The 14,044-nt window shown below is 57.3% G+C and carries 9 protein-coding genes, 6 tRNA genes and 3 rRNA genes; 1 reads left to right on the top strand and 17 read right to left on the bottom strand.

All coding sequences use genetic code 11. The annotated features are described in order from the left end of the window. Nucleotides 1-164: 164 nt before the first annotated feature. The 17 genes from rplA to tyrS all read right to left on the bottom strand — a co-directional run bounded on the left by rplA (nucleotide 165) and on the right by tyrS (nucleotide 12,475). A complete protein-coding gene (gene rplA / locus BLU22_RS06435; protein WP_090213010.1) occupies nucleotides 165-860 on the bottom strand; it encodes a 50S ribosomal protein L1 in 696 nt (231 codons plus the stop codon). Then, complete coding sequence (gene rplK / locus BLU22_RS06430) at nucleotides 860-1,291, bottom strand: 50S ribosomal protein L11 (protein WP_090213008.1); 432 nt, start codon at nucleotides 1,289-1,291, stop codon at nucleotides 860-862. Before rplK ends, rplA begins: the two co-directional genes overlap by 1 nt. A 114-nt stretch (nucleotides 1,292-1,405) precedes the next feature. Further along, nucleotides 1,406-1,939, bottom strand: coding sequence for a transcription termination/antitermination protein NusG (nusG, locus tag BLU22_RS06425; RefSeq protein WP_090213006.1), 534 nt, complete (start codon nucleotides 1,937-1,939; stop codon nucleotides 1,406-1,408). Nucleotides 1,940-1,948: 9 nt separating this feature from the next. Then, nucleotides 1,949-2,317 (bottom strand): preprotein translocase subunit SecE, encoded by a 369-nt coding sequence (gene secE / locus BLU22_RS06420; protein WP_090213004.1) that lies wholly within the window; start codon nucleotides 2,315-2,317, stop codon nucleotides 1,949-1,951. A 42-nt stretch (nucleotides 2,318-2,359) separates the two neighbouring features. Next, nucleotides 2,360-2,435 (bottom strand) — tRNA-Trp (locus BLU22_RS06415). 166 nt (nucleotides 2,436-2,601) lie between these two features. Further along, a tRNA-Thr gene (locus tag BLU22_RS06410) sits at nucleotides 2,602-2,677 on the bottom strand. Between the two features lie 25 nt (nucleotides 2,678-2,702). Continuing rightward, nucleotides 2,703-2,776: transfer RNA gene (locus BLU22_RS06405), tRNA-Gly, on the bottom strand. A gap of 24 nt (nucleotides 2,777-2,800) precedes the next feature. Beyond that, a tRNA-Tyr gene (locus tag BLU22_RS06400) sits at nucleotides 2,801-2,885 on the bottom strand. A gap of 114 nt (nucleotides 2,886-2,999) precedes the next feature. Further along, the gene (locus tag BLU22_RS06395) at nucleotides 3,000-3,650 is read right to left on the bottom strand and encodes an SPOR domain-containing protein (RefSeq protein WP_090213002.1); all 651 of its coding nucleotides are present in this window, start codon (nucleotides 3,648-3,650) and stop codon (nucleotides 3,000-3,002) included. A 1-nt stretch (nucleotide 3,651) separates the two neighbouring features. After that, the gene (locus BLU22_RS06390; protein ID WP_090213000.1) at nucleotides 3,652-4,410 is read right to left on the bottom strand and encodes a type III pantothenate kinase; all 759 of its coding nucleotides are present in this window, start codon (nucleotides 4,408-4,410) and stop codon (nucleotides 3,652-3,654) included. Then, nucleotides 4,400-5,353, bottom strand: a complete 954-nt coding sequence (gene birA / locus BLU22_RS06385) for a bifunctional biotin--[acetyl-CoA-carboxylase] ligase/biotin operon repressor BirA (RefSeq protein ID WP_090216306.1) — start codon at nucleotides 5,351-5,353, stop codon at nucleotides 4,400-4,402. Before birA ends, BLU22_RS06390 begins: the two co-directional genes overlap by 11 nt. 195 nt (nucleotides 5,354-5,548) lie before the next feature. Continuing rightward, nucleotides 5,549-5,664: ribosomal RNA gene (rrf, locus tag BLU22_RS06380) — 5S ribosomal RNA — on the bottom strand. 134 nt (nucleotides 5,665-5,798) lie between these two features. Then, nucleotides 5,799-8,690, bottom strand: a 23S ribosomal RNA gene (locus BLU22_RS06375). 261 nt (nucleotides 8,691-8,951) lie between these two features. Next, nucleotides 8,952-9,027, bottom strand: a tRNA-Ala gene (locus tag BLU22_RS06370). A gap of 31 nt (nucleotides 9,028-9,058) precedes the next feature. Beyond that, nucleotides 9,059-9,135: transfer RNA gene (locus tag BLU22_RS06365), tRNA-Ile, on the bottom strand. A gap of 66 nt (nucleotides 9,136-9,201) precedes the next feature. Then, a 16S ribosomal RNA gene (locus tag BLU22_RS06360) occupies nucleotides 9,202-10,738 on the bottom strand. The 16S, 23S and 5S rRNA genes sit together here with 2 tRNA genes alongside, the layout of an rRNA operon. A gap of 537 nt (nucleotides 10,739-11,275) precedes the next feature. Continuing rightward, nucleotides 11,276-12,475, bottom strand: a complete 1,200-nt coding sequence (gene tyrS / locus BLU22_RS06355; RefSeq protein ID WP_090212998.1) for a tyrosine--tRNA ligase — start codon at nucleotides 12,473-12,475, stop codon at nucleotides 11,276-11,278. A gap of 177 nt (nucleotides 12,476-12,652) precedes the next feature. Here tyrS and BLU22_RS06350 point away from each other — a divergent pair, with 177 nt between their 5' ends. After that, nucleotides 12,653-14,044 (top strand): peptidoglycan DD-metalloendopeptidase family protein, encoded by a 1,392-nt coding sequence (locus BLU22_RS06350; RefSeq protein ID WP_090212997.1) that lies wholly within the window; start codon nucleotides 12,653-12,655, stop codon nucleotides 14,042-14,044.

Raw genomic sequence — 14,044 nt, 5'->3', positions numbered from 1 at the left:
CCGGAGCCGGACGTCGTTTTGGTGTCTGATTCGGCAAACGAATCGGGAGCACCATCTGCGTAGGCCGGTGATTTAAGGCTTGCGCCACCTACGGTCTTGGATAGCCCCCGCCAGGCAGGGACCCCAATGATTCGGGCGAAGGCCGTGCCCTCGCCCTATAGTACTTAGGCGTCGAGAGAAGCCTGGTCGATCTGCAGACCCGGACCCATGGTGGTGCTCAGGGTCACGCGCTTGACGTAGACGCCCTTCGAGGAGGACGGCTTCAGGCGCTTCAGATCGGCCAGCAGGGCTTCGACGTTCTGCTTCAGCTTGGCCGGCTCGAAGTCGACCTTGCCCACGGATGCGTGGATGATACCGTTCTTGTCGGTACGGAAGCGCACCTGACCGGCCTTGGCATTTTTCACGGCAGTGGCCACGTCCGGGGTCACGGTACCGACCTTCGGGTTCGGCATCAGGCCGCGCGGGCCGAGCACCTGGCCCAGCTGACCAACCACGCGCATCGCGTCAGGAGAGGCGATGACTACGTCATAGTTCAGATCGCCGCCCTTCATTTCGGCAGCCAGGTCGTCCATGCCCACGCGGTCGGCGCCGGCAGCCAGAGCGGCCTCGGCAGCCGGACCCTGGGTGAACACGGCAACGCGCACGCTCTTGCCGGTGCCGTTCGGCAGCACGGTGGCGCCACGTACGACCTGGTCGGATTTACGCGGATCGACGCCCAGATTGATGGCAATATCCACGGATTCCTTGAACTTGATGGTAGACAGCTCAGCCAGCAGCTGGGCGGCGTCTTCGAAACCGTACTGCTTGCCAGCCTGGACTTTCTCGGCAATAGCCTTTTGGCGCTTGGTCAGCTTAGCCATTACACACCCTCCACGTTCAGGCCCATGCTACGGGCGGAGCCGGCGATGGTACGCACGGCCGCATCGAGATCAGCTGCAGTCAGATCGGCCTGCTTGGTCTTGGCGATCTCTTCCAGCTGCGCACGGGTCACGGTGCCGACTTTCTGGGTGTTCGGGCGAGCGGAGCCGCTCTGCACGCCAGCTGCTTTCTTCAGCAGTACGGCAGCCGGGGTGCTCTTGGTTTCAAAGGTGAAGCTGCGGTCGCTGTAAACGGTGATGATCACCGGAGTCGGCAGGCCCGGCTCCATGCCCTGAGTACGGGCATTGAACGCCTTGCAGAACTCCATAATGTTCACGCCGTGCTGACCGAGGGCCGGACCGACCGGCGGCGACGGGTTGGCCTGCGCGGCCTTCACTTGCAGCTTGATATAAGCCGTAATCTTCTTAGCCATCTGCTACTCCAGTTGCGGGTACATGCGCCTTGCGGCTCCCCGTTTGCTTTCGCTTTGCCCCAGTGACAACAAAACCCCGCAGCTTTGAGCTGCGGGGCCGGGGACGTCTATCGGTCAAACCTTCTCGACCTGACCGAACTCCAACTCCACCGGAGTGGAGCGACCGAAAATGAGCACAGCCACTTGGATCCGGCTCTTTTCGTAATTGACCTCTTCGACGACGCCGTTGAAGTCGGCAAACGGGCCATCGACCACGCGCACCACTTCACCCGGCTCGAACAGCGTCTTCGGCCGCGGCTTATCGCTGCCATCGGCAACACGGCGCAGAATGGCTTCGGCTTCCTTCTCGGTGATCGGCGCCGGCTTGTCGGCCGTACCACCGATGAAGCCCATGACGCGCGGCGTATCCTTGATCAGGTGCCAGGTCGCTTCATTCATTTCCATCTGCACCAGCACGTAGCCGGGGAAGAACTTGCGCTCGCTCTTGCGCTTTTGACCGTTCCGCATTTCCACCACCTCTTCGGTGGGGACAAGAATCTCGCCGAACTGCTCTTCCATGCCGGCCAGCTTCACGCGCTCGATCAGGGAGCGCATCACATGCTTTTCGTATCCGGAATAGGCATGCACAACATACCAACGCTTAGCCACGATGCACCCTTAACCTACGATCAACGAAACCGACCAGCCGAGCAGCGAGTCCAACCCCCACAGCAGCAGCGCCATAACCAGCACAACGGCAACTACGATCAGGGTGGTCTGCGTGGTTTCTTGGCGTGTCGGCCAGACGACCTTGCGCATCTCGGCGCGCGCTTCCTTCACTAGGGTGAAGAAGGCATCCCCCTTGGCTGTCTGCAGCGCCACAAAGGCGGCGCCACCGGCCAGCAGCAGGATACCCAGCACGCGATACAGAATGGGCTCGGCCGAAAAATACTGATTCCCCACGACAGCGACGACCACCAGCAGGGCGACCGCAGACCATTTGAGGATATCGAGACGGGAATCTTTGCTTTCTGCCTTGGCGTTCATCTGCAAGGACCTTATGAGGGCGCCAGATTTTCCTGAGAAATCTGGCAGGCCAGGAGGGAATCGAACCCCCAACCTGCGGTTTTGGAGACCGCCGCTCTGCCAATTGAGCTACTGGCCTGTAACTGAGTCAGGCCGACGAATATACCCGCGAAACCTGAAAAGATCAACCACTGGCTCAAACTTCTTTACGCATTGCAGTCCGCACCAATCATGCAGCCAGCAGCGTAAAACAACCGCCACAAAAAGCAAAAGGCAGATACCTTCGTATCTGCCTTTTGCTGATCTGGAGCTCATGAGCGGATTTGAACCGCTGACCTCACCCTTACCAAGGGTGTGCTCTACCAGCTGAGCTACATGAGCCAAACATTATGCACGAACAACATACTGGAGCGGGTAGCGGGAATCGAACCCGCATCATCAGCTTGGAAGGCTGAGGTTCTACCACTGAACTATACCCGCGGAGCCTGCAGCTCACGCTAAATCTGGTGGAGGGGGAAGGATTCGAACCTTCGAAGTCGTAGACGTCAGATTTACAGTCTGATCCCTTTGGCCGCTCGGGAACCCCTCCGAATGGCGTGGTATTTTACCTGCTTACCACACTTAGTCAAGGATTATTTTCACTCGCTTGACTACTTTCGCCAGGCTTTCAGCCAAGCCTCAAGTGCTGCGCATTCTAAGGGAGTCATTTCTCGATTGCAACCCCCGAGCAGGCGCTAACTCGATGTTTTAACTCAGAAAATTCTGAGGTAGCTCGCAGACGCTCCAGCGCATGAGAACCCTCTGGCAAGCGCAGCCAGTACTCCTGCCTCAGCCGTGGGATTTCACGTATCTCACCAGCCAACTTCAAAGCCCTCAAGCGGATTAGTACAGCATCGGCATCGGCTCGACGCCCGAACAAGCCCAGCACCACAGCATTGGCTAGCGCTCCCTCTGCGATCAACTGGCTTTCGAGCCCGGCAGCACGCAATTCCTCTTGGTAGCGCAGCGCCTCTTGAGGCGAAGGCAAGGGTGGAAGATATACCCAGTACCACTCACCCACCTGCCGATCACGCACCAGTATCTGCCGGTCGACGCTATCACCTAGCAAGTGCTCTAACACTCGAGCAAACTCCAATCGCTCGAAACCACCAACTTCCCAGCAGGATCCCGCAATGTCGGCAACGGATCCCTCCAGACGCCCCCCTGCAGGAGACTCACTGAGCAGGGACAGGCTCGGGGTATCTGGGCGCTCGGGAAGCACGGGGGCGACTGCCGGCATCAACGGCTCTCGCAGCCAGTGCCAGGACAGCAATAGCAGATTCAGCACCAGCACCAGGATGACCACGCCACGCATGCTATACCTCCCCACCTAACGGGCAAGCCAAGGCCAGCCCGGAAAAAACCAGATCGGGCACATGGCGTACGCCAGGTATGTGATCAGCAACCAGGGCAGCATCGCCTCCGGTCAGGAACACCTCGAAGCTCTCCTGCCAATAGCTGCGCGCAAGCTCCAACTGGGTAAGCACGAAACCCCGCAGCATCAGGATACATCCACGCTCGACAGCCTCAGCCGTACTGCAACCCGGCGGCAGCTCCTGGGGAGAGAGCGCCGCCTCCTGCTCGTCATAACGAATCCGCCGCGTATGGGTCTGCAATTGCGTGCGCATCAGCGGCAGACCGGGGCAGATATAGCCCCCCAGATGCCGGCCAGCCGCATCGACCAAATCCGCGGTCACCGCCGTGCCCAGATCGAGCACCAGGCAAGCCTGCCGGGCGGCATGATAGGCGCCCAGCATCGCCAGCCAGCGATCCAGCCCAAGTCGCCCGGGCTCTAGGTAGCCATTGTGTACACCGGCACAACTCTCGACCACGGTCGCCTGCAACAACCGGGCATGCGGGTAATGCATCTGCAGTACCGCCAACAGCTCTTGGGTTTCTGCCGGACTGCGGACACTGGCCAGGCGACATAAGTCCAGCGGCGTCGTGTCCAGCTGGCAACCGACTTGCCTGACCAGCTCCTGATCGGATAGCGCCCGCCCTCTGGCGAATACTCGACCGTTAGTCTGCAACTGCCACTTGATCAGGGTATTGCCGCAGTCCAGGTCAAGAATCATGTCTCAGCCTCAGAGTCAGCTCCCCACCACTGTAGGTGCGCTCCACTCCATCGACGAGCAGCCGCAAGGCACCATCCAGAGTCACCCCCAGCACCCGGCCATCAATCTCATGCACTCCGCTCGTGAGCCGGACCTCGCACCCCTGCCATAGATGACCCGCCTCCCACTCCTCATGAAAGGCAGCAAAACCGTGTTCGCGATGCTCGGTAAGCACACAATCCAGTTGCTCCAGCAGGACTGCTGCCAGTGCATTACGGTCGACAGGGCAGCCGGTGACCCGTTGCACGGAAGTCCAGGCCTGGTCGATACCATTGGCATCGAGCAGATTGGCGTTGATGCCGATGCCAATCACGACATGACAGACATCGGCGGGGTCACCACTGAGCTCGAGGAGAATGCCGGCAATCTTGCAACCTGAAACCAGCAGGTCATTCGGCCACTTCAAGCCTACGTTACTCACACCGAAACTCTGCAATGCACGCCTGACGGCAAGGCCCACCACCAGGCTCAGCGCCTGCAACTGGGCTGCACGCTCGACACGGATGGCATATGAAAGGTACAGGCTTTGCCCGTAGGGACTGACCCAGTGTCGACCACGCCTGCCACGACCAGCACTCTGTGACTCAGCCAGAATGGCAAAGGGAAGGGCGACGGCGGGCTCTGCCAGCTTCTTCAATGCCATGGCATTCGTGGAGTCGACGCAGTCCTCTACCCAGAGCGTCAAACTTGGCAACCGCGCCGAGAGTTCGCTAACCGACAGCAGGCTTAACGGCTGCTCCAGACGATATCCCTTGCCGCGCACTTTGTGCAGGACAAGAACATGCTCTGCTGAGAGTTGCTGCAAGCGCTTCCAGACTGCGCTGCGACTGATACCAAGCGCAGTGCCCAGCTCTTCACCTGAGTGGAAGCGGCCATCGGCCAGCAATCGTAATAGTTGCAAGATAGACACCTCGACTCGACATGAGCGGCATCATAAACGCCTACAGGTGCAGTTGGCATCATGGGTACATAGGATTGGCTATGCGAAATGACAGCCGCCCCCCTGCCGCATCGTAGCGCACGCCTCTCGCCGCCGTTCATTTTCGGCGCAAAGAGAAACCCCCGACCAGCGTTTGCTGATCGGGGGTTTGGTATAGGTGCTTGACGATGACCTACTCTCACATGGGGAAGCCCCACACTACCATCGGCGATGCGTCGTTTCACTGCTGAGTTCGGGATGGGATCAGGTGGTTCCAACGCTCTATGGTCGTCAAGCAATTCGGTTGGGATCTCGCCGTGGCGCGATCCCGAATCAGGTATGTGATAGCGGTGTTTCTATTCGGTATTTGCGGTTCATGCAAGCTTTCGGCCTGTCACACGCAACAATTGTCAGATTGTTTGGGTGTTATATGGTCAAGCCTCACGGGCAATTAGTATCGGTTAGCTCAACGCCTCACAGCGCTTACACACCCGACCTATCAACGTCGTAGTCTTCGACGACCCTTCAGGAAGCTCAAGGCTTCAGTGAGATCTCATCTTGAGGCAAGTTTCCCGCTTAGATGCTTTCAGCGGTTATCTTTTCCGAACATAGCTACCCGGCAGTGCCACTGGCGTGACAACCGGAACACCAGAGGTTCGTCCAACCCGGTCCTCTCGTACTAAGGTCAGCCCCTCTCAAATCTCAAACGTCCACGGCAGATAGGGACCGAACTGTCTCACGACGTTCTAAACCCAGCTCGCGTACCACTTTAAATGGCGAACAGCCATACCCTTGGGACCGGCTTCAGCCCCAGGATGTGATGAGCCGACATCGAGGTGCCAAACACCGCCGTCGATATGAACTCTTGGGCGGTATCAGCCTGTTATCCCCGGAGTACCTTTTATCCGTTGAGCGATGGCCCTTCCATACAGAACCACCGGATCACTAAGACCTACTTTCGTACCTGCTCGACGTGTCTGTCTCGCAGTCAAGCGCGCTTTTGCCTTTATACTCTGCGACCGATTTCCGACCGGTCTGAGCGCACCTTCGTACTCCTCCGTTACTCTTTAGGAGGAGACCGCCCCAGTCAAACTACCCACCATACACTGTCCTCGATCCGGATAACGGACCAGAGTTAGAACCTCAAGATTGCCAGGGTGGTATTTCAAGGATGGCTCCATGGAAACTGGCGTCTCCACTTCAAAGCCTCCCACCTATCCTACACAAGCAAGCTCAAAGTCCAGTGCAAAGCTATAGTAAAGGTTCACGGGGTCTTTCCGTCTAGCCGCGGATACACTGCATCTTCACAGCGATTTCAATTTCACTGAGTCTCGGGTGGAGACAGCGCCGCCATCGTTACGCCATTCGTGCAGGTCGGAACTTACCCGACAAGGAATTTCGCTACCTTAGGACCGTTATAGTTACGGCCGCCGTTTACCGGGGCTTCGATCAAGAGCTTCGCTTTCGCTAACCCCATCAATTAACCTTCCGGCACCGGGCAGGCGTCACACCCTATACGTCCACTTTCGTGTTTGCAGAGTGCTGTGTTTTTAATAAACAGTCGCAGCGGCCTGGTATCTTCGACCGGCGTGGGCTTACTGAGCAAGTCATTCACCCTCACCGGCGCACCTTCTCCCGAAGTTACGGTGCCATTTTGCCTAGTTCCTTCACCCGAGTTCTCTCAAGCGCCTTGGTATTCTCTACCCAACCACCTGTGTCGGTTTGGGGTACGGTTCCTAGTTACCTGAAGCTTAGAAGCTTTTCCTGGAAGCATGGCATCAACCACTTCGCATTCTAAAAGAACGCTCGTCATCAGCTCTCGGTCTTGAATTCCCGGATTTGCCTAAGAATTCGACCTACCACCTTAAACTTGGACAACCAACGCCAAGCTGGCCTAGCCTTCTCCGTCCCTCCATCGCAGTAACTAGAAGTACAGGAATATTAACCTGTTTCCCATCGACTACGCTCTTCAGCCTCGCCTTAGGGACCGACTAACCCTGCGTCGATTAACGTTGCGCAGGAACCCTTGGTCTTTCGGCGTGGGAGTTTTTCACTCCCATTGTCGTTACTCATGTCAGCATTCGCACTTCTGATACCTCCAGCCAGCTTCTCAACTGACCTTCACAGGCTTACAGAACGCTCCTCTACCGCTCATCCAAAGGATGAACCCGTAGCTTCGGTGTGTGGTTTGAGCCCCGTTACATCTTCCGCGCAGGCCGACTCGACTAGTGAGCTATTACGCTTTCTTTAAAGGATGGCTGCTTCTAAGCCAACCTCCTAGCTGTCTAAGCCTTCCCACATCGTTTACCACTTAACCACAACTTTGGGACCTTAGCTGACGGTCTGGGTTGTTTCCCTTTTCACGACGGACGTTAGCACCCGCCGTGTGTCTCCCACGCTGACACTTCCAGGTATTCGGAGTTTGCATCGGTTTGGTAAGTCGGGATGACCCCCTAGCCGAAACAGTGCTCTACCCCCTGGAGTGATACGTGAGGCGCTACCTAAATAGCTTTCGAGGAGAACCAGCTATCTCCGAGCTTGATTAGCCTTTCACTCCTATCCACAAGTCATCCCCTACCTTTTCAACGGGAGTGGGTTCGGTCCTCCAGTCAGTGTTACCTAACCTTCAACCTGCTCATGGATAGATCGCCCGGTTTCGGGTCTATACCCAGCGACTAAACGCCCTATTAAGACTCGCTTTCGCTACGCCTCCCCTATACGGTTAAGCTTGCCACTGAATATAAGTCGCTGACCCATTATACAAAAGGTACGCAGTCACCCAACAAAGTAGGCTCCCACTGCTTGTACGCATACGGTTTCAGGTTCTATTTCACTCCCCTCTCCGGGGTTCTTTTCGCCTTTCCCTCACGGTACTGGTTCACTATCGGTCAGTCAGTAGTATTTAGCCTTGGAGGATGGTCCCCCCATATTCAGACAAAGTTTCTCGTGCTCCGTCCTACTCGATTTCACTGCAAGGATCTTTTCGTATACGGGGCTATCACCCACTATGGCGGCACTTTCCAGAGCCTTCTACTAAAATCCAAGCAGCTTAAGGGCTAATCCCCGTTCGCTCGCCACTACTAAGGGAATCTCGGTTGATTTCTTTTCCTCAGGGTACTTAGATGTTTCAGTTCCCCTGGTTCGCCTCTTGCACCTATGTATTCAGTACAAGATACCCAGCTTATGCTGAGTGGGTTTCCCCATTCAGAGATCTCCGGATCAAAGTCTGTTTGCCGACTCCCCGAAGCTTATCGCAGGCTACCACGTCTTTCATCGCCTCTGACTGCCAAGGCATCCACCGTATGCGCTTATTCACTTGACCATATAACCCCAAGCAATCTGTGATCCGAGGATCTGATTGACTGTGATTATGTGCGTGAATGTCGACATTCGCCGAAAACTTGCGCTTGAACTCGCAAATTTTACCTTGACTTGAATGATCACCAGTGAAAGAGATCATTCAGTCTACTTCTATCACATACCCGAATTTTTAAAGAACGTCTGGCGATAAGACCAGAAATCAATGCTCGTTTCGCACTGCATGTTGCAGTACAAGCACTCATTTCTGAGCTTGGCGATTAAGTGGTGGAGCCAAGGAGGATCGAACTCCTGACCTCCTGCGTGCAAAGCAGGCGCTCTCCCAGCTGAGCTATGGCCCCATCTTTCGATCAGCCTGCGCACCACGACAATTGGTGGGTCTGGGCAGATTCGAACTGCCGACCTCACCCTTATCAGGGGTGCGCTCTAACCAACTGAGCTACAGACCCAATCGCCTTTCGCGAGTGAATCAAGCAATTCGTGTGGGAGCTTATGAGGAAGCTGAAGTCTTCGATTAAGGAGGTGATCCAGCCGCAGGTTCCCCTACGGCTACCTTGTTACGACTTCACCCCAGTCATGAATCACTCCGTGGTAACCGCCCTCCCTAAGGTTAGACTAGCTACTTCTGGAGCAACCCACTCCCATGGTGTGACGGGCGGTGTGTACAAGGCCCGGGAACGTATTCACCGTGACATTCTGATTCACGATTACTAGCGATTCCGACTTCACGCAGTCGAGTTGCAGACTGCGATCCGGACTACGATCGGTTTTGTGGGATTAGCTCCACCTCGCGGCTTGGCAACCCTCTGTACCGACCATTGTAGCACGTGTGTAGCCCTGGCCGTAAGGGCCATGATGACTTGACGTCATCCCCACCTTCCTCCGGTTTGTCACCGGCAGTCTCCTTAGAGTGCCCACCATAACGTGCTGGTAACTAAGGACAAGGGTTGCGCTCGTTACGGGACTTAACCCAACATCTCACGACACGAGCTGACGACAGCCATGCAGCACCTGTGTCAGAGCTCCCGAAGGCACCAATCCATCTCTGGAAAGTTCTCTGCATGTCAAGGCCAGGTAAGGTTCTTCGCGTTGCTTCGAATTAAACCACATGCTCCACCGCTTGTGCGGGCCCCCGTCAATTCATTTGAGTTTTAACCTTGCGGCCGTACTCCCCAGGCGGTCAACTTATCGCGTTAGCTTCGTTACTAAGTTCTCAAGGAACCCAACAACTAGTTGACATCGTTTACGGCGTGGACTACCAGGGTATCTAATCCTGTTTGCTCCCCACGCTTTCGCACCTCAGTGTCAGTATCAGTCCAGGTGGTCGCCTTCGCCACTGGTGTTCCTTCCTATATCTACGCATTTCACCGCTACACAGGAAATTCCACCACCCTCTACCGTACTCTAGCTCAGTAGTTTTGGATGCAGTTCCCAGGTTGAGCCCGGGGCTTTCACATCCAACTTGCTGAACCACCTACGCGCGCTTTACGCCCAGTAATTCCGATTAACGCTTGCACCCTTCGTATTACCGCGGCTGCTGGCACGAAGTTAGCCGGTGCTTATTCTGTTGGTAACGTCAAGACAGCAAGGTATTAACTGACTGCCCTTCCTCCCAACTTAAAGTGCTTTACAATCCGAAGACCTTCTTCACACACGCGGCATGGCTGGATCAGGCTTTCGCCCATTGTCCAATATTCCCCACTGCTGCCTCCCGTAGGAGTCTGGACCGTGTCTCAGTTCCAGTGTGACTGATCATCCTCTCAGACCAGTTACGGATCGTCGCCTTGGTGAGCCATTACCTCACCAACTAGCTAATCCGACCTAGGCTCATCCGATAACGCAAGGCCCGAAGGTCCCCTGCTTTCTCCCGTAGGACGTATGCGGTATTAGCGTTCCTTTCGAAACGTTATCCCCCATTACCGGGCAGATTCCTAGGCATTACTCACCCGTCCGCCGCTGAATCCGGTAGCAAGCTACCTTCATCCGCTCGACTTGCATGTGTTAGGCCTGCCGCCAGCGTTCAATCTGAGCCATGATCAAACTCTTCAGTTCAAATCAATCTGGGTTTTGAGAAAACCCTAAACTTGGCTCAGCAATCGCAAAAAACTCTCGAATTCACGAGTGTTACTTGTGATGCTGATAATCTTGCGACTGTCAGTCTTATCTCACAAGCACCCACACGAATTGCTTGATTCAACTTATTAAAGAGCGTTTCGACCGAGCCAGTGTTTCGTCTCAACCGAGGCCGCGCATTCTACAGCAGCCTTTCAACCTGTCAAGCGATTTTTGAAAATTTCTTTTCGATTCAATCGCTTGGCGCCTTCCGGAAGGACCCTTCCGATCAGCGAGGCGCGCATCTTACAGCCTTTCGAGCCGAAGTCAACACCTCTTTGCAGCACCGCCCGGAGGCGAAAACCGCAGCAGGACCCGAGCCCCGCACTCCCTGCAAGAGCGAGCGACGCAAGCATCGCTCAATCGCCTGAACTTTGCAACCTATTGATTTAAAAGGCTTTTTGTTCAGCTTCTCGCTGGAAGTGGCGCGCATTATAGGCCACTTCCAGCAGCCGTCAACGAGTTTTCACAAAAAACTTACTGGGCGCGCACGGTGATCCGTGCAAAGGCCTTTTTACCTGCCTGGCAGACATGCGTCCTGCCAATGGCGAAGATGAAGTCCCGATCCGCCACCTCGCCATCCACCTTGACACTGCCGGCACCGAGCATGTCGCGCGCTGCGGCAGCATTGCGTACCAGGCCAGCACGATTCAGTACCGCCGAGATCGGCAGATCGACATCCGATTCGAGCAATACCTCGGGCAGATCCTCCGGCAGCTCGCCATCCTTCAAACGGTTACCCGCAGATCGGTGGGCAGTCGCTGCAGCCTCCTCGCCGTGGAAGCGCGCAACGATCTCTTCGGCCAGCTTGATCTTGATGTCGCGCGGATTGGCGCCGCGCTCGACGTCGCGCCGGAACTCCTCGATCTCGCCCATCGGCCGGAAGCTCAGCAGCTCGAAGTAGCGCCACATCAACGAGTCCGGCAAGGAAACCAGCTTGTTGTACATGACACCAGGCGCTTCCTGGATACCGACATAGTTGCCCAGCGACTTGGACATCTTCTTCACCCCGTCCAGCCCCTCCAGCAACGGCATGGTGAGGATGACCTGGGACTCCTGGCCGTAGGCGCGCTGCAGCTCACGCCCCATCAGCAAGTTGAACTTCTGGTCGGTACCACCCAGCTCGACATCCGCCCGCAGCGCAACGGAGTCGTAGCCCTGCACCAGCGGATAAAGGAACTCGTGAATGGCGATCGGCTGGCTGCCGGTATAGCGCTTGTGGAAGTCGTCGCGCTCCAACATGCGCGCCACGGTGTACTGCGAGGCCAGGCGGATGAAGTCAGCCGGCGACAGCTGATCCATCCAGGTGGAGTTGAAGGCCACTTCGGTCCTGGCCGGATCGAGGATCTTGAACACCTGCGCCTTGTAGGTCTCGGCGTTCTCCAGCACCTGCTCGCGGGTCAACGGCGGACGGGTGGCATTCTTGCCGCTGGGATCGCCGATCATCCCGGTGAAGTCGCCGATCAGGAAGACGACCTGATGCCCCAGCTCCTGGAACTGGCGCAGCTTGTTGATCAGCACGGTGTGCCCGAGGTGCAGATCGGGGGCGGTTGGATCGAAACCGGCCTTGATGCGCAGGGGCTGCCCGCGCTCGAGCTTGGCGACAAGCTCCGACTCGACCAGGATCTCTTCCGCTCCACGCTTGATCAGCGCCAGCTGCTCTTCGACCGACTTCATGAGGCTGCCCACTACGACACGAAAAAAGGGCGATCACGATACAAGATCACCAGGCATTTACAAAATGCCACACAGAAGGGCCGCGCCGCACATCGCGAACCGGCCTGTCAGGGTTGCCTCAAAGACGCTTTGGTTATAATTTAGGCAGTTATTGCAGTCTCAAGAAACTCACCCGCCATGACGGATTCGTCCAGGAACACTCCACCCTATCCCAAGAGCCACCTGCTGGCAGCCAGCGGGATTGCGGCGCTGCTGAGCCTGACGCTGCTGATCTTCCCCAGCAGCCAGGTCGAGGCCAAGAAGACCCTGCTGCCGCTCGACATCGAAAGCGTCGAGAGCGCCAACCTGCAGGAGCAGCCTCACGACAATGACGAACAGCTGCGCGCACAAGTCACGTCGCCGTTCGCCCTGAGCGCCGCCCCCGAAACCGCGGAGCAGGCGCAGGACAGCGCCGCCGCACTCCCCGAGCGGACCCTGAGCGTGACCGTGGCGAACGGCGACACCCTGTCGACCGTGTTCGCCCGCGCCGGCCTGCCGAGCGGCACCCTGCACCAGCTGCTGGCCAGCGGCAAGGACGCACGCAAGCTGACCCATATCAAGCCCGGGCAGACCTTCGAGATCACCCGCACCACCGAGGGCGATCTGGAAAGCCTCAGTTCGCGCCTGAACAGCCTGGAAAGCCTGCATGTCGCCCGTACCGACAAGGGTTTCAGCGTCAAGCACGAGGCCATCAAGCCGGCCGTGCAGCAGGCCTATGCCCGCGGCGTGATCGACAGCTCGCTGTTCGTCGCCACCAAACGCGCGGGCCTGCCGCATCGCCTGGCATTGGAGCTGTCGAACATCTTCGGCTACGAAGTCGACTTCGCCCTGGACATCCGCAAGGGCGACGAGTTCGAGGTGGTCTACGAGCAGAAGGTCGTCGACGGCAAGCCGGTCGGCCACGGCAACATCCTCGCCGCGCGCTTCACCAACCGCGGCAAGACCTACACCGCCGTGCGCTACACCAGCCGTCAGGGCAGCACCACTTATTACACCGCCGACGGCGGCAGCATGCGCAAGGCCTTCATCCGCACCCCCGTCGATTTCGCACGGATCAGCTCGCGCTTTTCCACCGGCCGTCGTCACCCGGTGCTGAACAAGATCCGCGCCCACAAGGGCGTCGACTACGCCGCCCCGCGCGGCACACCGATCAAGGCTACCGGCGACGGCAAGGTGGTTCTGGCCGGACGCAAGGGCGGCTATGGCAATACCGTGGTCATCCAGCACGGCCAGCGCTATCGTACCCTGTATGCGCACATGAACGGCTTCGCCAAGGGCGTGCGCAACGGCAGCCAGGTCCGCCAGGGGCAGATCATCGGCTACGTCGGCACCACCGGCCTGTCGACCGGTCCGCACCTGCACTACGAGTTCCAGATCAACGGCACCCACGTCGACCCGCTGAGCCAGAAGCTGCCGATGGCCGATCCGATCGCCGGCAACGAGCGTCAGCGCTTCCTGCAGCAAAGCCGTCCGCTGCTCGCCCGCATGGATCAGGAGCGCTCGACGCTGCTGGCCATGAACAAGCGCTGA

This window comes from Pseudomonas guangdongensis, from assembly GCF_900105885.1.
Lineage (GTDB): Bacteria > Pseudomonadota > Gammaproteobacteria > Pseudomonadales > Pseudomonadaceae > Geopseudomonas > Geopseudomonas guangdongensis.
Note: the sequence above shows the minus strand (reverse complement) of the source record. Positions and strands in the feature narration are given on the sequence as shown.